Raw genomic sequence first — 22,017 nt, 5'->3', positions numbered from 1 at the left:
TTATTTAATACTGCGATTAACTGAATTATTGGTATTAATTTCTCCACTTAATAAAACCGCGTGTAAATCTGAACCAAATGAACGGACATTTTCCATAACTGCTTTATTACGGCGTGTAAGCCAGTTATAACCAAGTACAGCAGGTACTGCGACTGCAAGACCAATCGCTGTCATAATCAGAGCTTCACCAACGGGGCCTGCAACTTTATCGATAGATGCTTGACCTGAGATACCAATGGCTGTTAATGCGTGATAAATTCCCCAAACCGTACCAAAAAGTCCAACAAATGGCGCAGTAGAGCCTACTGTTGCTAAAAAGGCTAAACCACCACCTAAATGATTTTGTATTTTCTCAATTGCGCGTTGAATTGAAATGCTCACCCATGTATTAAAATCGATTCGTTCAAGTAAAGAACCGCCATGTGATTTAGTTGAATTAATGCCTTTTTCTGCAATAAAGCGATAAGCACTACTTTGTTCTAAACCTTCTGCAGCATTATCAAGGGAAGTTGCCTCCCAGAAATGTTTTTCAGCTTCTTTACCTTGGCGTTTGACTTTACCTTGTTGTAATAATTTAGAGATGATGATGTACCAAGTACCAATCGACATGAGTACTAAAATAAATAAGGTAGACTTAGCGACTAAGTCGCCTTCACGCCAAAGGGCTTCTAGACCGTATGGATTTTTAACAGTTTCGCTCGTTGCGGGTTTTGGTGGTGGAGTTGGAGTATTTGTATTTGAATTAGCTTCAGTAGTTGCTGTGGCTACAGGAGTGTTGCTTGTTTCTTCTGCGAAAACTGAGCTTAATGGAAGTAACGAGCAAGCTGCGATTAGACTTGCAGAAGCGAAACGAACTAAAGGTTGAGTTGATTTTTTCATCATATATCTCCAATATTTTTTAATTTCTTGCTAATTCAATTGTTTATTCAATTACAAATGGATATTCAATTTCATACCAATCTTGCTGAGGTACACCATCTTTCATTGCTGGTTTGAACGTACATAAGCTGTAAGCTTTAGTTGCCGCTTTATCTAAAATTTTGCTGCCACTCGATTTTTTTACTTTGGCATCAATAACCTTGCCCGAAGTATCAACTAAAACACGTATGCGCACTGTCCCTTGTTCTTCATTCATAAGTGCTTCACGTGGATATTCTGGTTTTTCACAGCCAGCTGAACCCTCTGAAACACCACGACTCACACCAGCTGGTTTTGGTGCCGGCGCAGCAGCCACTGGAGCAGGTGCAGCAACAGGGCTTGGTGATGGGGTACTAGGTGCAGCAGGAGCCGGGGTAGCCACTTTCGTTGGTTGAGTCACCGGCGTCGTTTTTTGTACCGGTGTTGCTACTTTCTCTACTTGTTTAGGCGGCTCAGGAACCTTGGCAACTTTTTCTACCATTTTTGGTGGCTCAGGCGGTTTTTCCTTTGGTTTCGGCTCTTCCGGCTTTAGTGGAGGAGGCGGCTTAATATCCTGAATAATTTGCAATTCCACAGGTTTTTCTGCTGGTTTTTGAATATTGTTTGCTAAACCTGACATCAGAATATAGGCAACAAGAAGATGCAGAAAAATAACTGCAGCAATACCAATTAGGCGTTTGGCAGATTTATTTTCTATGTCTGTAAAAGTCATGCCCATAGTTACTCCTGAAACTTGAGACAAACAATTCTTAAATTAATGTTTGACTAAGGGTGAGTATTCGGTCTGCAAACACGATGTCTAAAGTCGTGTTTGCAAAATAACCAATTAGAACTTGTATGTACCACGTAAATAGTATGTACGTCCTGTTGGGTCACTATACCGAGGGTCATATCCATATTGGAAATTATCTAAAACGTTTGAGGCAGATGGGTCTTCATCGAAAATATTTTTAATACCCGCTGTTAGCTCAAGATTTTTAAAGCCTTTATAGGTACCAGAAATATTGTAGAGGGTATAATCACTAACTTTGTGATAATCATATTGTTCTTCACCTATCTGATTTTGATCATCGTAACCACGTACAAACTGTTGTTCAAAAACTAGTCTCCAATTTTCATATGCCCAGTTAATATTAGCTGTGTGTTTCCATCGGACAACAGCAGGGTCTTCATATAGGCCAACCTGTCCTGTCCATGGCTCACTTTTTGAGTCGCGATAATCTAGTTTGGATACATAAGTCCCATCAATTCCAAAGCCAAAACGGCCAGTGGATGTCATTGGAGTTAAATAATTCAGACTAATATCAAAACCTTCTGTTTTCATACCACCAGAGTTGAATAAGTTGGTTTTTATATAGTCGATAGTACCATCAGCATTTCTTACAAAAAGAGCAGAGTATTTTTCAGGTTCTCCAAAGATTGTGGCTTCTCCCACCTGAGCAATCAGGTCGTTAATTTTAATATTGAAATAGTCAACCGTTAGTACAAGGTTTTTAATTGGCTCGAAAACAAAGCCGGCAGTAAATGATTTTGATTCTTCTGGTTGTAAATCTTTTGAGCCTCCCTGTAATTTCATAAATTGAGTATTACAAAAGTCATTTTTATTTTTCCCTTCTACGACCTCACCGCCTGGGCAGTAAAGTGGGTCATTATATTTTGCACCAGTATAAGTTTTGCTTTGAGCCGCATTAATCTCATATAGGCTTGGTGCACGGAAACCTGTGCTATATGAGGTACGGAACATGAGTTGTTTTAATGGCTCCCAACGGATCGCGAATTTAGGGTTAAAAGTATCCCCAAAGTCACTATAGTCATCGTAACGAGCTGCAAGTTGTGCTTCGATCGTTTTGGTTATAGGTATTTGTAATTCTGCAAATGCAGAGGTAATGTCTCGGTCGCCAGAATTATCAGGTTTACTAGGGTCTGTACCACTACTAGGAGCTTGACGGACTAAATCTGCATTAATATGTTGTTTCCAATCTTGATTAGTAAAGCTGCCTCCTAAAGCAAAACCAACCTCACCAGCAGGTAAAGTAAAAATAGGACGGCTAATACTGAAGTCAGCAGTAGTGGATTCTAAAGTTGCTTCATTATATTTTCCTTTAACTGATAAACTGTTCCAGATATTAGGATCACTACTTTCACCAAATGGGTTTAATGTTCCGTTATTTAAGGCATCTTGTAATTTAGTCTTATTTAATTGACCAGTAACGAAATTATCTGAGGCTTCACTTTTTGCATAGGTAATACCTGTGTTTAAATCCCATCCCCATACGTCACCTTCTAGACCAGCAAAAAGCCGATGTGATTCATTAATTGATTTAGCTATACGGTTCCCAGCATGTGATCGTAAATAGAGTTCAAGGGGAGCACCACTTAACCCTTTAACGCTAGGAACAATACCATTGCCTGGATAATATGGACTATCACTTGAAAGGGTGACGCGAGTTGACAGATTACTGCGGCTAAATGGGTCAGGGGCAACAGAAGTGATAACTTCACTACGTGAATAGATATATTCACCAATAGCATTTAAATTATCGTTAACTTTGAATGTACCACGTCCTAAAACAGAAACGTTTTCTACATCTGGTTTGATACCTATCAAAGCTTGAGTATTTGCATAACAGAATCCTTCTTCTGCTGACTCTGCGGGACCTAAACATTGACCATTTTGAGCATAGGGATTTCCTGAAACTCCAGATATAGGGTCATAAAAATTTGAGGTAAAGGCATTAGCAGAGCGTCCATCAAGACCGAGTTCTGGTAATACTCCTCCACGTTCAGAAATTCTTCGGTCTTTCGCCATAATGCCGTTAGTACGACGATAATCTACAACACCGAAAATATTAAAACCATCTTCATCTAAGTCGCCATAGCCACCAAAGATAGAAATATCTTGTTTGTCACCACCTTTGTGTTCTGGTTGTAACAAGCCTGCGCTAATACCCACACCTTGATATGTTTTTTTTGTAATGAAATTAATAACCCCTGCAACAGCATCGGCACCATAAACTGCTGAGGCACCATCACGTAAAACTTCAATACGATCAATCATTGCTAAAGGAATAATATTTAGGTTTACGGTGGAAGTACCAAAAGGGTTCGCTGCGAGGCGTCGTCCATTAAGTAAAACGAGTGTTTTATCGCTACCTAAACCCCGAAGGTTAGCGGTAGAACCATCGGTATTACTGGCACCCACATTCTGGTCAGTTGAAAAACCTGCCTGATTTGAACTTACACGGGTTAATGCTTCTTCAACTGTAGTAACGCCAGCATTTGCGAGATCTTCGCCTTTAATAATAGTAATGGGTGAGGCACTTTGAGCTGCAACCCCTTTAATTGATGAACCTGTTACAGCAACTTTTACGACTTTTGTTGGTTTTTCATCAGTACTTGATTGTTCAGTTTCTGCTGCCTGTGCCAGGGTAAGACACATCATACTTAAACTAAGGGTGCTTAATTTAAGAATTGTTTTGCCAATCTTGGGGGTTGCCTGAGATCGAACATTGTATTTTTTTTTCATTGTGGATTTGATCCCTTTTTGTTGTCGTTAGCGATATTGCTGGAAAGTTTTTAAGCAAAGCAAGTGCCAACTATATATTTTTCTTTTTTTAGTTTATGCAAAATATTGATATATATTGATTTTATTGTGGTTGAGCAGGAGGCTTTAGTATTTTTGAGATAAAAATAAATTTTCCATTTGGAAAAATTTTTGATAGTGGCGAAAAGTTTCAAATTTATTTGTATAAAAAATATACATTAATGGACTCTTCACATGCTTATTAAATAAAAATGTATCGTTTTAGAGCCTTTTAATATGTAATGTTATAATATCTATAGTTATGTGGCCTAACTATAATTTAATTATTAATCAATAAATTATTTAAAAATTATGTGTAAAGTAAGCTGGTTCTAATGTGGATCATAATTAATTTTTAATGTATTTTATTTGTGCATTTAAGGTGTGAGATGATTAACTTATATGAATATAATATTTGGCAAAAAGTTACTTTTATTTATATAGTTCAAACGTTTTTAAGTATCTAATAAAAATATGAATTTTTAATATTTTTAAATATTTTAAGATGGGTATTAATAAATGGCATGAAATTCGCTTTATATTCAATAGTTATAAAACTCTAGGTATTTGAGTTTATTTTTCCATTTGATCAAATAAAAAGATGATAAAGGAAAGTGAATTTTAAAACCTAAATAGGCCTATCTGTTGAAAAAGAACTTTTCTTATGCAGATTTAGATGTTACTCAAAAGAATAATATCTTTTAAAAAACTAATTACGTGGGTATGAACTTGAAATTAAAATTTTTTAAGCTCGCCATTTTAAGTCTGGCTATTACATCAATTCCTTGTGCTTACGCAATTACGCCAGCGCAACCAAATAAAATTTTGCATGTTGCCTATGAAGCTCCAGATGATGGCTTCGATATGGTTAAAACTACCAATTTCTATAGTGCTAATATTGCTGAGGCAATTTTTGAGCCTTTACTCAAATATGACTATCTGGCACGTCCATTACAGTTAGCTCCCTATACAGTAGAGAGTCTGCCTAAAGTGGAACAAGACGGTAAAGTTTATACTTTTAAAATTAAGCCAGGTATCTATTTTACCAATGATCCCGCTTTTAAAGGTAAACGCCGTGAGCTAGTAGCCGAAGACTACGTCTATACAATTAAACGTATTTTAGACCCGAAAAATAGAGCACCGTCTGTTTCATTCATTGATGGTAAGTTACTAGGTGCCGATGCGGTTGTAGCCCAAGCAAAGAAAACTGGAAAATTTGATTATGCTGCTCCAATTGCAGGAGTCAAAGCACTTGATCGATATACTTTACAATTTACCTTAACTCGCCAAGACTATAATTTCCCTTATATTCTTGCCTATATTACTTTTGGCGGAGTTGCTAAAGAGGTTGTCGATTATTACGGTGACCGTATTGGTATGCATCCCGTAGGTACAGGCCCTTACATGTTAAGTAAGTATGTACCAAGAAGTAAGGTCGAGTTAGTTGCCAATCCTGATTATCGTGGTTTTGTCTGGAACTTTAAGTCGACAGGAACACCTTGGGATAACCAGCTTGTTAAGGAAATGTCTGGAAAGAAAATGCCACAAATTGGAATGGTGGTAGTCAGTATTATTGAAGAAGAGCAGTCAAGATGGTTAGCTTTCCAGTCGGGTCAACTCGACTTTGACAAACTTACAGCGAGTGCAGTTCCTCAAGCTTTAGATGGAAATCAGCTTAAAGCTTCTTTTAAGAAGAGAGGAATTAAGCACTATACCAATAAAGAACCTGAGATTACCTATACCATGATGAACATGCGTGATCCAGTGATTGGTGGTTTTAGCCCAGAAAAGATCGCTCTTCGTAGAGCAATTACTTTGTCCTACAACCAAAAAGAAAGTATAAAACAGGCTTATAAAGGGCAAGCTGTTCGGGCTGAAATGTTTATACCTGAAGGTGTGAATGGCTATAATCCGAAATATAAAAGTAGCGTAGGATACAACCCGCTGCTAGCAAATAAATTACTTGATTATTATGGTTATAAAAAGGGGGCTGATGGTTATAGAACCCAGCCAAACGGTAAACCTTTAATTTTAAAAATCAATACAGAAAATAGCTCGGCATCAGTTATCCACTCAGAACTCTGGAAAAAGAATCTGGATGCGATTGGCATTCGAGCTGACTTTAAGGTGAGTAATTTTGCAGATAACTTAAAAGCCGCAACTCAATGTAAATATATGATTTGGAGTGGGGCATGGATTGCTGACTATCCTGAAGGAGATAATTTTGCACAGTTGCTTTATGGACCTAATGCTGGTCAGGGAAACCATGCTTGTTATCAGTCTAAAACATATGATGCTCTTTATACTCAGGCCATTCATTTACCACCGCAACAACGTCTACCATATTATGAAAAGCTCAATCGCCAGATTGAAGCTGATAACCCATGGATTGTTCATATAACTCGAATTCGTAACTGGTTAGTACGGCCACAAGTTCAGGGTTTTAAACCTCATCCTATGATGAATACAAACTGGCAATATCTTGATATTACTCCTATTAAAAAATAATTTTAGATAAAGATCATGATGACTGAAAATTTAAAACAAAAGCTCAAGCATTGTAGTATCAGCTTGCTATTCGCTAGTATGGCCTTAACGGGATCTACAAGTATTTTTGCGAAAAGCCCAGCCGATCCGAATAAAGTTTTACGTTATGTATTTCCAACAGCTGAGACAGGTTTCGACCCAGCTTATATCCATGATTTATATTCGGCGCATGTAACCACATCGATATTTGAAACTTTATATACCTATGATTATTTAGCAAGGCCGGCAAAGCTTATTCCGCAAATAGCAACCGCTATGCCAGAAGTCAGTGCCGATGGTCTGACCTATACCATTCGCATTAAAAAGGGAATTTATTTTACGCCAGACCCTGTTTTTAAAGGCAAACCTAGAGAATTAACAGCCAATGATTATGCGTATTCTTTTAAGCGTTTATTGGACCCGAATCTGCGCTCTCCAAATAGCTGGCTATTAGAAAACAAAATTGAAGGTATGGATGCGTTAGTCAAAGCAGCCAATAAGTCCGGAAAATTTAACTATGATCAAAAGGTAAGTGGTTTACAAACACCTGATAAATACACTTTGGTGATTCGTTTAGTTAAACCAGACTATAATTTTCCTTTATTACTGGCCCATGATCCGACAGGTGCTGTGGCACGCGAAGTTATCGAAAAGTATAAAGACAAAGCCGGTTATGTTATGGGCCATCCTGTAGGTACAGGTCCTTATGTGCTGAGCAAGTGGGTACCAGCATCGCGTATTGTTTTAAAAGCGAATCCTGATTATCGCGGCTTTACTTGGAACTTTACTGCCAGCAGCCCTGAAGATCAGGCAATTGTGAAGCGACTTAAAGGTAAAAAAATGCCTCAAATAGGCACAATTGATATTCAGGTGATGGAAGAAAACCAATCGCGGTGGCTAGCATTTCAGCGTGGTGAGGTTGATATATTTCAGCTTGAAGGCCAACTGGTCGCAAAAGCGGTTAAAGACGGTAAATTAAGACCTGAACTTGCTAAAGAAGGTGTGCAGTTATCTCGCATTGTTGACCCCGAAATTAGCTATATTTATTGGAATCTTAAAAATCCAGTTGTTGGGGGAATGAGTAAAGAAAAAATTGCTTTACGCCGTGCGATTGCGATGTCTCGTTCAATAGATCAAGAAATTAAACTAGTAAGAAATGATGATGCACAGCGTCTACATTTTCCAATTCCACCAGGTGTAGTGGGTAATGACCCTCAATACAGAACCAGTACCCCATATTCTGTGAAAGCAGCAAATTTACTATTAGATCGATATCACTATAAAAAGGATGCCTCAGGTTGGCGTACACAACCAGACGGAAAACCACTTGTCATTGAATATATGGCGCGTAGTGACAGTATTGGACAGCAAAGCGCTGAACTCTGGAAGAAAAATTTTGATAGTTTGAATATCCGTATGGTCTTTAAACCCATGCTCTTTGCAGATCTTATTCGTGCGCAAAAACAATGCGACGGTATGTTCGGGTCTTCTGCATGGATAGCCGATTATCCAGATGGGGATAATTTTATGCAGAATTTTTATGGACCTAATACACATATGACGAACTGGTCTTGTGGCTCTATTCCAGAGTTTGATCAGTTGTATCGCCAAACGCAACAAATGCAAGCAGGTGCTGAGAGAGATGCACTTTATCGAAAAATGACACGGTTGTTAGAAGTGTATATGCCTGTCCAAATCTCATATGCACGCTACCGGAATATGCTGGCTCAACCCAAAATCATTGGATATAAGAAGCATCCAATTTTACATGCAGAGTGGATGTATTTCGATATTGATACAAATACTAAATCTAATCATTAAATGAAAAAAATTGGAGATATGATGAAAAATAATACACTGAAAATGACAACCTTATGTATGTTGACCATGGGTATAAGTCAATTTGCAACGGCAGAGACAACACATCCTACTTTGCCATTAGTTAAAGCACAACAACTTCCAGCATGGTGTGATGCGAATTTAACAAAGATTCAGAAAGAGATTTTAAATTTTGAAAAAACGCCTGTTAAAGATAATGCAGCAGCGGCACCTATATTGGCAAAGTGGGATAAAATTTTTGCGCATTTTGAAGATTTCTCAGGTCCGATAAGTCTATACAGTAACGTAGACCCAGATGCAAAGTTACGTAAGGCAGCAGAAGACTGTGAAATCAAAATTAATCAGTTTCATACTGATATATTCCAAAATTCAAAATTATATAATGTCATTAAGAATACAAATGCTACTGATCCGATAGATCAAAAATACCGTCAAGATATTCTAGATCAGTTTGAAGACACAGGGGTTCAATTAGAACCAGCAAAACGTGCAAGAATGAAGGCCATTCTGGATGAGCTGACTAAACTAGAACAAGAATATGCCCGTAACGTCCGTGATAATCCAGAGAAACTTGAGTTTACTCCTGAAGAGATGAAAGGCTTACCTCAAAGTTATATTTCAGCATTAAAGAAAAATGCTAAAGGCAACTATTTATTAGGTTTTGAATATCCGGAATATCGTCCTTTTATGGAGTTGGCAGATAATGATGATGCCCGAAAAAGATATCAAATTGCCTTTACGCGACGGGGTACTGAACAAAATTTAAAACTACTTAAACAGGCAATTGATTTGCGTTATGAGCTTGCACAGTTATTTGGAAAAGCAAGTTATGCAGATTGGGTTTTAAAAGACCGTATGGCTAAAACGCCTGAGGCTGTAAATCAATTTTTAGCAGAAGTACAAAAAACCGTAGCACCACTAGAGCGTAAAGAAGTAGAAGAACTCCGAGCATTTAAAGCGCAAACATTAAAAACACCACTAGATAAAACCGAGATCACACGTTGGAGTGAAGCTTACTGGAGTGAAAAGCTTCGTAAGAATAAATATCAGATTGATCAGGAAAAACTTCGTGATTATTTCCCCACTTTAGCTGCTCAAAAATGGTTGTTTGCTATTTCATCTGATCTTTATGGTATTGATTTTAAACCTGTCAAAGTTAAAGCATGGCAGGATGAAGTTGAATATTACGATGTGGTTGACAAAAAAACAGGAAAGCTTCTTGGTGGCTTATATATGGATAAATTCCCTCGTGAAGGGAAGTATGGCCATGCCGCCGTTTGGGGAGTATATGGTGGAAGTACATTAACCAACCGCTTACCAGTTTCAGCCCTAGTCACTAACTTTAATCGTAAAGGGTTAAATAGTGATGAGCTTGAAACTTTTGTTCATGAGTTTGGTCACGCTTTACATGGCATTTTATCAAATACACGTTATGCCAGTCAGTCTGGAACTTCTGTAGAGCGTGATTTCGTAGAGGCACCATCTCAAATGTATGAAGAGTGGGCACGCCGTAAAGAAACTTTATCTAAAGTGGCTGATTACTGTGACCCAGCCTGCCCACGTGTTGATGACGAACTAATTGCTCGTTTAAAAGCAGTACATAATTATGGTCGTGGCTTACGTTATGCGCGTCAAACCCTTTATGCACAATATGACATGTCACTGCACACTTCTGATGCTTTAAAAGTGAAACCTTTAGAAAATTGGCAAAAAATGGAAGCTGCTACTGCTTTAGGTTATGTGCCAACAACAGAGTTTCCTGGGCAGTTTGGGCATTTGATGGGCGGTTACCAAGCAGGTTATTACGGCTATATGTGGTCTGAGGTTTTAGCTTTAGACATGCTTTCTGCCTATGGGGACAACCTTAATAACCCACAAGTAGGGCAACGTTACCGTCAAACCATTTTGTCACAAGGTAGCCAAAAACCGGCAGCTGAACTAGTTAAAGATTTCCTTGGCCGTGAACCTGATAACAAAGCGTTCTTTAATGAAATTACCGGACAACGGGTTAAATAAGGAATTATCACTATGCTGGCATATGTTATTCGGCGTTTATGGCAGATGATTCCAACTATGTTGGGGGTAGTCTTACTTATTTTTATTCTTTTTAACTGGGTAGGTGGCGATCCTGCTTATATTTTAGCGGGCAAGATGTCTAATCCTGAGCAGATTGAAAACATTCGTAAGCAGTTAGGTGTAGATCAGCCTTATTACGTTCAGCTCTGGATTTTTATTAAGCAGATTCTCACTTTTGACTATGGGGCGAGTTGGAGTACTGGCGAACCTGTTTCTCAAATTATTTTAACCCGATTGGGACCCTCGCTCACGCTTCTAATCCCACTAACTATTTTACAGACGGTTATTTCAATTATTTTGGCATTGGCTGTTGCAGCGGTACGTGGTTCTCTAACCGACCGTATGGTCATGATGCTATGTACTATTGGCATGTCGATCAGCATCTTAGTTTACATTATCGTTTTTCAATATGTTCTGGCTTATCAGCTAAGTTGGTTTCCTGTGCAAGGCTGGAGCGACACTTTTACTGATAACTTATTTAAGTTTGCCTTACTGCCAATTCTAATCATGCTGGTGGTGAGTATTGCACCGACTTTACGGTTATATCGTAGTTTCGTGCTTGATGAAATTAATCAAGACTATGTTCGAACAGCACGGGCTAAAGGTGTGGGTGAAAGCCGAATCTTAGGTGTACATGTACTACGTAATGCTTCAATTCCGATTATTACCGACGTGATGTCAACTTTACCTGCATTGCTCATAGGCGCATTTTTAATTGAACGTTTTTTTGGTATTCCCGGGATTGGTCGAGAGGTGATTATTGCAGTTGAGCGGAGTGATTTTCCTGTTATTAAAGCAATTACAGTTTACATCGCAGCTGCAACTATGATTTTTAACCTGATTGCCGATTTGGTCTACAAAGTGGTTGATCCACGTGTACAGTTGAAGTAGGTGGGCTATGCTGAGCGTTTTATCAAAAAGAAAACAACAAACAAAAGCCGAAGCTCATTCATCTGGCCTGTGGAAACTTGCCATGCGTCGTCTTCGGGCCGACAAGATCGCAATGTCATCGCTAGTGATTGTATTGCTTTATTTTATTATCTTGGTTCTATCAATGACGGGCGTGATTGCATCTGACTGGAATAAAGAAGTTGCTGTGAGTTATGCGCCACCCACATTTATAGGGGCAGACAAGACAACAGAAGCTGGACAAAATGCAGCAGCAATTGGGGAGGAATTACCAGAAAATCCAGTTGATCCTTTAAAAGATGTAATTAACAAGCTTAAGGCTGAAATTAAACAAGAAAAGAGCTCTGGAAGTGCAATTGATTATTATGGTGTAGTTGACCCATTAGCGGATGATATGAAAGCGATCGATCAGCAACTTGGAGGACATTTACTTGATCAACAAGCAGAACTGAAAAGTACCCTTGTGTTTGGAGCTGATAAATGGGGACAGGACGTTTTAAAGAAAACTATTAAAGGTGCTGAAACTTCAATTATTGTTGGGGTGATATCGGCTTTACTCGCAGTAGGGATTGGTACACTTTTAGGCGCAATTTCTGGATATTTCGGTGGTTGGGTTGATGATATTCTCAACTGGTTTTATAACATTTTTACCTCAATTCCATATTTATTATTAGTTCTCGCGATTGCTGCAGTACTTCAACAAAAAGGTATTTTGTCTATTGTTCTGATTTTAGGTTTAACGGGCTGGACGGGTGTTTATCGATTAATACGTGCTGAATATATGAAACACACGGCACGTGAATACGTTCTTGCTGCCAAAGCAATTGGTGTTGGTCACTTCCGCCGTATGTTCATTCATATTTTCCCAAATGTCAGCCATATCGCTTTAGTCCAAATGTCAATTTTGGTGGTTTCTTTTATTAAATCTGAAGTTATTTTGAGTTTCTTGGGCTTTGGTGTGCCAGTAGGCGTAGTGTCTTGGGGGAGCATGTTAAATGAAGCACAAAGTGAACTACTTTTAGGTAAGTGGTGGCAGCTTGTCGCAGCTTCTGTCGCAATGGCTGTTTTGGTAACGGCATTTTCAATGTTTACTGATGCGCTCCGTGATGCATTAGATCCAAAACTAAAATAAGAGGAAGATCAAAATGATCGAACAAGAAAATAAGAATGCGCCGTTATTGCACGTTAAAAATTTACGAGTAAGTTTTAAAGGTCAAGATAAGCAATATATTGAAACCGTAAAAGGAATTACTTTTGATATTCCTACAAATACTACGGTTGCTTTAGTAGGTGAGTCGGGTAGTGGTAAATCGGTTACTTCTTTGGCAACTATGGGATTGCTGCCTGTAGGTCAGAGTAAAATTGATGAGCAAAGTAAAATTATATTTGAAGGCAAAGATTTACTAAGCTTATCTCGTAAAGATATGCGCAAAATCTGTGGTAAAGACATAGCCATGATTTTTCAGGAGCCGATGTCATCATTAAATCCAGTTTTTACGGTTGGCAATCAAATTGCAGAAGTGTTGTGTTTGCATATGGGATTGAGCCGTAAACAGGCCCGACAACGCGTTTTAGAGTTGCTTAAAGAAGTAGGTATTCCGTCACCTGAAACTAAAATTGATGCCTATCCAAACCAACTTTCGGGTGGTCAACAACAACGTGTCATGATTGCTATGGCGATTGCATGTGAGCCTAAACTGCTCATTGCCGATGAACCGACTACGGCCCTTGATGTCACGATTCAAAAGCAAATTCTTGATTTACTCGAGTCATTGCGTAAGCGCCGTCAAATGTCGATGCTTTTTATTACCCACGATTTAGCATTGGTCGGTGAAATTGCAGATAGAGTCATTGTAATGCGTCATGGCGAGATTAGAGAGCAAGGTGCTGCTGAACAGGTTCTTGAACAGCCTAAAGATGTATATACGAGAGCTTTGTTATATTGCCGCCCGCAAATGTCACAAAGACCTTATCGTTTACCAGTGACCAGCGATTTTATGCGTCAAGAAGACGATGTATTGGTCGAGCAAAGTTTTGATGCTTCAGAAATTCCCGAGCGCAAACGTGGCTTAAATGGTGATGAACAAATCATTTTAGAAGTAAAAGACCTGAAAAAAAGCTTTTATAGCCGTAAAGGTCTATTTGGCAAAGAAGAGTTTCAGGCCGTAAAAGGTGTTTCTTTTAAGCTGGCTAAAGGAAAAACCTTAGGATTAGTTGGTGAGTCAGGTTCAGGTAAAACGACTGTTGGGCTATTACTCATGCGCTTACATCAGGCATCTGGTGGGCAGGCTTTCATCGAAGGTAAAGATATTCTTTCATTAACTGAAAAAGAGTTTGCTAAATATCAACGGAAAATCCAGATCATCTTTCAAAATCCGTATGCGTCTCTTAATCCGCGCTTTACCATCGGGCAGATTTTATTAGAGCCTATGCAAATTCATGGTATTGGTAAAGATGATGCTGAGCGCAAGCAAATTGCTCTCAGACTGCTTGAGCGAGTCAATTTACCTGAACAAGCTTACTACCGATATCCGCATGAGTTTTCAGGTGGACAACGTCAACGTATTGCCATTGCACGCTGTTTAACGCTAAAGCCTGAAATCTTAATTTGTGATGAATCTGTTTCTGCGCTCGATGTTTCAGTTCAGGCACAAGTACTTAATTTATTGCAAGACTTACAAGATGAGTTTGGACTAAGTTATATCTTTATTTCACATGATTTATCGGTCGTGAAATATATCTCTGATCAGGTCATGGTCATGAATCATGGCGAGGTTGTAGAAATAGCCAATTCAGATGAACTCTATGCACATCCTCAACATGATTATACTAAACGACTATTAAAGGCGATTCCTCAAGGGATTCAACACGTTTCATGAGCGTAAAGTTATGTCGTTAAGGGCACTTTCGAGTGCCTTTTTATTTGGTTTATGTGGTAAATGCTTATAAAATAAAAGAAGTAAATGTAGAGTATTTTATTCTTGTTATGTGCGCTAATTTTAAACCTTTAACGCTTGCCCAATTACAGCAACTTCAGTTGCCTGTGGTCGGCTTTAGCTATGCCGAAGAGGTTTATCCTGCAGGAACAATGCCACTATTATTTAAATCACCACAAGGGCTTGAGTGGCGTGAAGTGATGTTCGGATTGGTTCCAAAATGGGCTGAAGATACAAACATAGCAAAACATACCTACAATGCCCGCCATGAGACTATTTTCCAAAAACCGAGTTTTCAAGAAGCTGCACTTAAATGTAAATTTGGTGTGATTCCAGTGACCGAATTTTATGAAAGTAAGTATATAAATGATAAACCTGAGCGGTGGGGTGTTCGCCGTAAAGATGGGCAGGCTTTTTTCATCGCAGCAATCTACGAAATTTGCAAAATGAATGAAACGATTATTCGTTCTGCAAGTATGTTGACCATGGACGCTATAGACCATCCAATGATGAAAGACTTTCACGAGCCAGGCGATGTTAAACGATCAGTTATTGTGATTCCACACGACCGACTAGATGAATGGTTAAGTTTAGAAACACCAGATATTTCCAGCTTTATCGAAGGCTTTCCAGTTGAAGAGTTTGAATGTTCTCATGTCCCAAAAGAAAAAATTATAAAACCTACACCTCAGTTAAGTATGTTTGACTAATCTATCTAAGATTAAGATGAGGTTATTGATCTCAAATTTGAATCAATAACCTATATCACTTATTCAATATTTTTACTTAATGTTTGTACCTCAGAGTCTTCAGCTAAATAGCTCAATTCAATCGGTGAAATCACAAAAGTTGTATTATCTGAGGTCTGTTTAAATACAAAACCATATTCAAAAGATTGGCTATTTTTACTTGGTAACCAGAATAGATAAGGACAGCCTGTATAGCTACCATCCCAACCCATTTCTCTAGCGAGAGCCAACGCTGTATCAGATTTCGCTATGATTTCTTTGAGTGATTCTTTATCTCGTGTTGAGACATCACCATCATCATCTGCAAATGTTTGTAGAAACTCATTTAAGGGTTTAAGGTCTTCCCAGTTATGTTCTATTGTCGAGAAATGATATCCATATAGCATCATGTGCACTTTCTTCCATCTTGTTATTGTGTCCTTGAACATACCAAGAAATATATGAAAAGGAAATGGATAAATCTGATTTAAGTTGTTTATTTTTCATAACTTATAGATTGTTTTTTGTACGGAATAAAGGCTTTTATAAATAATATAATTATGCATATTAACTAAATAGTAGAGGCGGAAAGCAACGGCCTAATGATTAAGATAAATTACTATTTTAGTAAATCAAACTGTTGGCGAATATGGAATTGTTCATAATTCACCTATAATAGAAATGAAACTATGTAGAGCATATTTATGTTTATAACAACTACACGCCCACAAGATAATTTAATTAATCAACTTCTGCCGATTTTGGAACAGGCGAGCCAGATTTTACTAGAAGAATATCAAAACTATTCAGCGGGTTATGAGTTTACTATTCATGAAAAGAATGATGATTCACCTGTAACCCAAGCAGATCTAAAGGTAAATAGATTTTTATTAAAGCATCTTGCAGAGATTACTCCAGAGTTGCCTGTATTGTCTGAAGAAAGTGATTATAGTGCCCGTCATGAATGGTCTACTTGTTGGATGTTAGATCCACTCGATGGAACCAAAGAATTTATACATGAACGTGATGAATTTACGATCAATCTAAGCTTGATCAACGGCAAAGAAACAGTTTTCTCAGTTATTGCTGTGCCATGTGAACAAGTTGTGTACTTAGGATATCTACAAGATTTACCTTTTAAATATAGCTTTAGCCAACAACAATGGTATCAATATCAGGTTAGTTCAACTTCGCTAGATGTACCTATACAAATAGGACTTAGTCACGGTAGTAAAAATCCAAAATACCAAAAATTTATTCAACCTATAGAAAAAGAACATCGTATTATTCGACGAGAAGCTGGGAGTGCCTATAAGTTTTGCATGATGTTAGAAGGTGAAATAGATATTTACCCACGCTTTCATCCTACTTCTGAATGGGATACCAGTTCTGGTCAAGGTCTCTTAGAAAGTATAGGCGGTGGTTTACTTACTCTTGATGGAAAACCTTTTGAATATAACCAAAGAAGCACGGTTTTAAATAAGGGCTTTATCGCTTTTCGTGATCAGGAAAGCAAAAAAATAGCATTTGAAGCATTAACCCAATCAGGTGTTATAGATTGAGAGTTATGCCAGACATGTTATAGTGGCAAAGTATTGAAAAAAGATGACAAGATAAAAATGGCACTCGATTTATTGCCTAAAAGTATGTTTGAAGCAATTGATTTATTGCCCGATGCTTCAACTCCTGTAACCTTATTTACGCGCCATTCTTTAAGAGAACTTGTAGATGGGCAGGGCTTGGCTGGTTATGATCTCCAACTTACTCCTCAAGGACGTGAGCTTGCGCAGGCATGGGGTAATTACTTAATCAAAAATACAGATCGTGTTATTCAGCATTGTATTTCAAGTCCAATACAACGCTGTGTCGATACGGCGGCACTCATGATTGAAGGGGCTGACGATGTAAGTCCCCAATCAAATACTCATACGATTGAAATTATTGAGCAAGGGCTACTTGTTGAACCGGGTAGCTTTGTGTTGGATATACAACAAGCTGCTCCTTATTTTAAAAAGCAGGGTGCTTTAGGTTTTATTAATAGTTTTGTAAATAATGCATTACCTGGTATGAAACATCCCATTACAGGTGTTTTAGATGTACTAGAGCTTATTTACCGGACTCATCCAAAAACTAAAGGCGGTCTTAGTTTAGCCGTGAGTCATGACACGATTATTGCAGCAATTGTTGCTGTAATTTCTGGTGAGAATAAAATTAAGAAAGAAGACTGGCCGGAAATGATGGAAGGATTATTTGTATGGTTTGAAGGTGAAGAGTTTCCAAATTGTAAATTAAAGTGGATTTGGAGAGGAAAGGCCTATGAGCTGAATGTAGCTAAATTTCATAAAGTGCTATAAGCTCAAAAACAATAGATAATAAAAAAAGCCCTATTGGGCTTTTTTTACATGTTCAAATTAGTTAGCTAACGCTTTAACTTGAGCATTTAAACGGCTCTTATGACGAGCAGCTTTATTTTTGTGGATGATGCCTTTATCAGCCATGCGGTCGATTACAGGAACAGCTTTTTTGTAAGCTTCTGTAGCAACAGCATAATCACCACCAGCGATTGCACTTAAAGTACGTTTGATGTAGGTACGAACCATAGAACGCAAGCTTGCGTTGTGTTTACGCGCTGTAACGTTTTGACGCGCACGTTTTTTAGCTTGAGCAGAGTTTGCCACTCTTGCACTCCTTGAAAATAAGTTGGTCTGGGCGGGCTGTGGTCAATTCAGTAAACTGGTGTAACCATCACCAGCCCGTAAACAAGTGCCATATTGTGATGAATCAACACCGTGAAGTCAAGCCTTGCGAGCATTTTAAGCGGTTTTAGGGGCTGCTAAAACGGTAAGAAAAGGTTAAATTTGATACAAACTTAAAGAGGGTTGGATAAAAAATGACTATAAGTACTAAAAAAGCAATTGTGATAGGTGCTACGGGACTTGTGGGTTTAGCGCTTGTCGAACAGCTTGAGCAAACACCAGAATTTGAAGCGATTACTGTTGTGGTAAGAAAAGAATCACAACTACTTAATACATATAAAAAAGTTACTCAACTTGTTATAGAGGACTTTTTATTACTCAATGATGAAGATGTGAATGGCCATACCCATGCTTTTAGCTGTCTCGGAACAACATTAAAAATGGCTGGTTCAAAACAGGCTTTTTATGCCGTGGATTATGAAATCAATGCCCATTTAGCAGATCTAGTGCAAGATAAGCACATTCATTTACTGCTAGTGAGTGCCCTTGGAGCAAATGCAAACTCTCCAATTTTCTATAATAAAGTGAAAGGACAGTTAGAAGATTATATTGAGAGCTTAGAACTCGAAAAACTATCTATTTTTAGACCGTCTTTACTGATTGGTAAACGCAGCGATGTACGGTTTATTGAAGACTTAGGGCAGAGTCTATTTAAACTTATTGAGAATAAATTTCAAAAGCCATTCAAATATAAGCCAGTAACTGCCGAGCAATTGGCTCATACGATGGTCGTAGCGGCGCTAACGCAAATTGAAGCCTTTAAACGATATGATAATCTGAGCATACAACAAACTCGATAAGGGAGTATGAAAGTGTCGACAGTACCATTTGTAACATGTGATTTATTAGATGATAACCCTGAAAAAGGCTTACAGGTTGTAATCCCATCAATGGATGGCAAGTTCTTTCAAAGTTATGGAGCTCGTAAAACTTTTGGGGGACAGGTTGTAACAGTAAAGTGCTTTGAAGATAACTCACGTGTAAAAGAGTTATTGGCAACAGATGGTACAGGTAAAGTATTAGTTGTGGATGGTGGTGCATCTATGCGCTGTGCACTCATGGGTGATTTGATTGCTGAGTCAGCAGTTAAAAACAACTGGAATGGTGTAGTGATTTACGGTTGTGTAAGAGATGTTGATGCACTTGCGACCTTAGATTTGGGAGTACATGCATTGGCTGCAATTCCACAAAAAAGTAATCGTAAGGGCATTGGTGAAGTAGATATTAATTTGTATTTTGGTGGAGTCACAATTCAATCTGGTGATTTTATCTATGCTGATAATAATGGGATTGTGATAGCAAAAGAAAAATTAGTCTAATTCTCTAATATAAAGGAAGGCATGATGGTGATTCATCAAATTAAAGTACTTCAAGCAGTTGTATCTGCAATTGCTGAAGGTGGTAGAGGTGTTTCAGGAACAGCATTTCCACAACAACCTGTAAAGGCTTTGAAATTATATGAATTTGAAGGTTCACCATTTTGCCGTCGTGTTCGTGAAGTGATTACACTTTTGAATCTGGACGTTGAAATTTATCCATGTCCTAAAGGTGGAACAAAGTATCGTTCAGTTGTAAAAGAAAAAGGCGGTAAATTACAGTTTCCATTTTTAATTGATGAAAATACTGGCGATCAGCTATATGAATCACAGGATATTATTCATCATTTATTTAAACATTATGGTAAGACAGGGAAAACGCCGCAGAAATTTTCGAGTTACCCAAACATGCCTTATGCTGCAGTTGCTGGAACTCTATTAAATGGAGCTCGCGGAATATGGATAAATAAAAAAATTGTTAATAGAGCTGCACCTGAACAAAAACTTGAGTTATGGAGTTTTGAAGCAAGTCCGTATTCACGAATTGTAAGAAGTCTACTCTCTGAACTTGAGCTTCCATATATTTTGCATAATGTAGCAAAAGAGAGATGGCAAGATATGGGACCTGCTATTCTTCGCTTAAAACCAGGGAAATATATACCTTTAGAAGGTGGGAAAAGGGAAAAGCTGTTGCCTATTATGCAAGATAAAATGCAGGTGCCGTATTTGGTAGATCCAAATACGGGAGTGAAGATGTTTGAGTCGGCTCAAATCGTAAAGTATTTAAAAAAGCAATATGGACGTTGATTAAGGTTAATTTGAGTAAGGGTTTAAGGCGTTTTACTTAAACTCTTATCAACATCAGATTTCTTAACAGGTTGTATGAAAAAAATATGAGTATGCTAAATTAATAAACTTAAATACCTAAAAAGGCATATTTTATGGAATGTATGAGAATTCAACCTGTAACGAGTGCTCCTGGTGAAAATGCATTATTTATTGTATTGGGACTAGCTCAAGGTGATTCTGTAATAGAAAAAGTAAAAGATTTTGCTGCTAATTTTTCAGCACTAACCAGAAGTCTCTTTAATCGTTATCCAGATAGTAAATTTAATGCTACTTTAGGTTTTAGCTCTAATGCATGGGATATATTATTTCCAGAGCAATCCAAGCCTCAAGAGTTAGAGCCATTTCAAGAAATTAGAGGCCCGAAATACACAGCTGTCTCAACTCCGGGTGATTTATTTTTTCATATACGTGCTGATCGTCAGACTTTATGTTACGAGCTGGGCAATATAATTAATCAACAGCTTGGTAAAGTAACGTATCCAATTGATGAAGTTCATGGTTTTCGTTATTTTGACGGACGAGCAATTATTGGCTTTGTAGATGGAACGGAGAATCCGGAACCAGTTATTGCAGCGCAGTGGGCGTTAGTAGGCGATGAAGACCCTGACTTTATTGGGGGAAGTTATGCTTTTATCCAGAAATATACACATGATATGGACAAATGGCGTTCATTAACTGACGAAGAACAAGAAAAAGTGATTGGCCGAAAAAAGTTCAATGATGTTGAGCTCGGCGATGATGAAAAACCTTTAACTGCTCATAATGTCGTTAGTAAAGCTCATGATGCAGAAGGTAATGAACTTAAAATTATGCGAGCTAATATGCCTTTTTCAAATCCGTCTAGAAATGAATATGGCACATTCTTTATTGGCTACTCGCGTAAATTTAGTACAACCCGACAAATGCTTGAGAACATGTTTTTAGGTAACGAGCATGGTAATCTGGATCGGTTACTTGACTTTAGTACTGCTCAAACAGGTACTTTATTTTTTGTACCGACTGTAGATTTTCTTGATGATTTAGGCGATGAATAGTCGTTAGTTTAGAAGACTCAAATGATGGGAGTGACTAGATGACTTCCATTATTTAAATTGAAATAAATATGATGTGATGAGATGTTTAAAAAGATAACGCAGCTTTTTCAAGGCTCGAAAGAGACACCTGAACAAATTTACTTGCAAGAGAATCAATTAAAATTTGATTCTGAACGTGGGCCTATCATTAATGATGTAGTGATTAATCAAAAGTGGTCAGAGCATCTTGAATATTTTTCAAACCGTAAATTACAGAATTTTGATAATCTTCAAAAGTTATTTCAAATTACGCCACAAATTAATGAAAAGATTGATCTAGAAATCGCAACACAGCGCTATGTTGCAAGATTGGAAAATACTCAAGAAAAGCTACTCCAACTTAAAGCGATTATACAAATATTAAATCAATATTACGTTTTGTTTTTGCGTGATAAATAATCATAGTTGATTGATTAAAAAATATAAAAAAGTAGGGCCAACTAGTAGTTTGATTTTCAAAAAAATAACTCATTTCACTAAAAGCATCATGCTACTATTGAGCACATAT

General features: G+C 37.8%; 19 protein-coding genes. 14 read left to right on the top strand and 5 right to left on the bottom strand.

Translation table 11 applies throughout. The features are described 5' to 3' along the window. From SOI76_RS09840 to SOI76_RS09830, 3 genes are all read right to left on the bottom strand, one after another. Entirely contained in the window at nucleotides 1–882 is an 882-nt protein-coding gene (locus tag SOI76_RS09840) for a MotA/TolQ/ExbB proton channel family protein (RefSeq protein WP_081312756.1), read from the bottom strand. A 40-nt stretch (nucleotides 883–922) separates the two neighbouring features. Then, complete coding sequence (locus SOI76_RS09835; protein ID WP_104079553.1) at nucleotides 923–1,636, bottom strand: energy transducer TonB; 714 nt, start codon at nucleotides 1,634–1,636, stop codon at nucleotides 923–925. 108 nt (nucleotides 1,637–1,744) lie between these two features. Then, the gene (locus SOI76_RS09830; RefSeq protein ID WP_104079554.1) at nucleotides 1,745–4,444 is read right to left on the bottom strand and encodes a TonB-dependent receptor; all 2,700 of its coding nucleotides are present in this window, start codon (nucleotides 4,442–4,444) and stop codon (nucleotides 1,745–1,747) included. Nucleotides 4,445–5,218: 774 nt separating this feature from the next. Here SOI76_RS09830 and hbpA point away from each other — a divergent pair. The 7 genes from hbpA (at nucleotide 5,219) to SOI76_RS09795 (ending at nucleotide 15,497) form a co-directional block, all read left to right on the top strand. Continuing rightward, nucleotides 5,219–7,009: an ABC transporter substrate-binding protein gene (gene hbpA, locus SOI76_RS09825; RefSeq protein WP_104079555.1), complete on the top strand. Its 1,791-nt coding sequence runs from the start codon at nucleotides 5,219–5,221 to the stop codon at nucleotides 7,007–7,009. Nucleotides 7,010–7,024: 15 nt separating this feature from the next. Continuing rightward, the gene (oppA, locus tag SOI76_RS09820) at nucleotides 7,025–8,848 is read left to right on the top strand and encodes an ABC transporter substrate-binding protein (protein ID WP_081309899.1); all 1,824 of its coding nucleotides are present in this window, start codon (nucleotides 7,025–7,027) and stop codon (nucleotides 8,846–8,848) included. Then, nucleotides 8,849–10,882 (top strand): M3 family metallopeptidase, encoded by a 2,034-nt coding sequence (locus tag SOI76_RS09815; RefSeq protein WP_104079556.1) that lies wholly within the window; start codon nucleotides 8,849–8,851, stop codon nucleotides 10,880–10,882. Nucleotides 10,883–10,894: 12 nt separating this feature from the next. Continuing rightward, nucleotides 10,895–11,833 carry an ABC transporter permease gene (gene gsiC, locus SOI76_RS09810; RefSeq protein ID WP_000881922.1) on the top strand — a complete coding sequence of 313 codons (939 nt, stop codon included), beginning with the start codon at nucleotides 10,895–10,897 and terminating at the stop codon, nucleotides 11,831–11,833. A gap of 7 nt (nucleotides 11,834–11,840) precedes the next feature. Then, on the top strand, nucleotides 11,841–12,983 hold the full coding sequence (gene appC / locus SOI76_RS09805) for an ABC transporter permease (RefSeq protein ID WP_104079557.1): 1,143 nt from the start codon (nucleotides 11,841–11,843) through the stop codon (nucleotides 12,981–12,983). A gap of 13 nt (nucleotides 12,984–12,996) precedes the next feature. Next, nucleotides 12,997–14,730, top strand: a complete 1,734-nt coding sequence (gene gsiA / locus SOI76_RS09800) for an ABC transporter ATP-binding protein (protein ID WP_104079558.1) — start codon at nucleotides 12,997–12,999, stop codon at nucleotides 14,728–14,730. A gap of 107 nt (nucleotides 14,731–14,837) precedes the next feature. Beyond that, nucleotides 14,838–15,497: an SOS response-associated peptidase family protein gene (locus SOI76_RS09795; RefSeq protein ID WP_205668416.1), complete on the top strand. Its 660-nt coding sequence runs from the start codon at nucleotides 14,838–14,840 to the stop codon at nucleotides 15,495–15,497. Nucleotides 15,498–15,556: 59 nt separating this feature from the next. Here the strand turns inward: SOI76_RS09795 and SOI76_RS09790 are convergent, their stop codons facing one another. After that, nucleotides 15,557–15,925: a hypothetical protein gene (locus tag SOI76_RS09790; protein WP_005069482.1), complete on the bottom strand. Its 369-nt coding sequence runs from the start codon at nucleotides 15,923–15,925 to the stop codon at nucleotides 15,557–15,559. A 294-nt stretch (nucleotides 15,926–16,219) separates the two neighbouring features. Between SOI76_RS09790 and cysQ the strand changes: the two genes are divergently transcribed. Further along, complete coding sequence (gene cysQ, locus SOI76_RS09785) at nucleotides 16,220–17,077, top strand: 3'(2'),5'-bisphosphate nucleotidase CysQ (protein WP_104079560.1); 858 nt, start codon at nucleotides 16,220–16,222, stop codon at nucleotides 17,075–17,077. A 57-nt stretch (nucleotides 17,078–17,134) separates the two neighbouring features. Then, nucleotides 17,135–17,869: a histidine phosphatase family protein gene (locus SOI76_RS09780; RefSeq protein ID WP_002117975.1), complete on the top strand. Its 735-nt coding sequence runs from the start codon at nucleotides 17,135–17,137 to the stop codon at nucleotides 17,867–17,869. Nucleotides 17,870–17,926: 57 nt separating this feature from the next. Here SOI76_RS09780 and rpsT read toward each other — a convergent pair whose 3' ends face one another. Beyond that, nucleotides 17,927–18,193, bottom strand: coding sequence for a 30S ribosomal protein S20 (rpsT, locus tag SOI76_RS09775; RefSeq protein WP_002117906.1), 267 nt, complete (start codon nucleotides 18,191–18,193; stop codon nucleotides 17,927–17,929). Nucleotides 18,194–18,405: 212 nt separating this feature from the next. On the opposite strand from rpsT, the gene yraR reads away from it, so the two are divergent. The 5 genes from yraR (at nucleotide 18,406) to SOI76_RS09750 (ending at nucleotide 21,908) form a co-directional block, all read left to right on the top strand. Beyond that, the gene (yraR, locus tag SOI76_RS09770) at nucleotides 18,406–19,071 is read left to right on the top strand and encodes an NAD(P)H-binding protein (protein ID WP_017399521.1); all 666 of its coding nucleotides are present in this window, start codon (nucleotides 18,406–18,408) and stop codon (nucleotides 19,069–19,071) included. A 12-nt stretch (nucleotides 19,072–19,083) separates the two neighbouring features. Further along, complete coding sequence (gene rraA / locus SOI76_RS09765; protein ID WP_005076226.1) at nucleotides 19,084–19,590, top strand: ribonuclease E activity regulator RraA; 507 nt, start codon at nucleotides 19,084–19,086, stop codon at nucleotides 19,588–19,590. A gap of 21 nt (nucleotides 19,591–19,611) precedes the next feature. After that, nucleotides 19,612–20,394, top strand: coding sequence for a glutathione S-transferase N-terminal domain-containing protein (locus SOI76_RS09760; RefSeq protein WP_080612997.1), 783 nt, complete (start codon nucleotides 19,612–19,614; stop codon nucleotides 20,392–20,394). Between the two features lie 143 nt (nucleotides 20,395–20,537). After that, complete coding sequence (locus SOI76_RS09755) at nucleotides 20,538–21,470, top strand: Dyp-type peroxidase (protein ID WP_014206621.1); 933 nt, start codon at nucleotides 20,538–20,540, stop codon at nucleotides 21,468–21,470. 81 nt (nucleotides 21,471–21,551) lie between these two features. Further along, nucleotides 21,552–21,908, top strand: a complete 357-nt coding sequence (locus SOI76_RS09750) for a hypothetical protein (protein ID WP_032003546.1) — start codon at nucleotides 21,552–21,554, stop codon at nucleotides 21,906–21,908. Nucleotides 21,909–22,017: the final 109 nt, after the last annotated feature.

The sequence above is a fragment of the Acinetobacter pittii genome, from assembly GCF_034064985.1.
In the GTDB taxonomy this organism is placed as follows: Bacteria; Pseudomonadota; Gammaproteobacteria; order Pseudomonadales; family Moraxellaceae; genus Acinetobacter; species Acinetobacter pittii_H.
The sequence above is the reverse complement of the archived record's forward strand: the minus strand, read 5'-3'. Positions and strand labels throughout refer to the sequence as shown.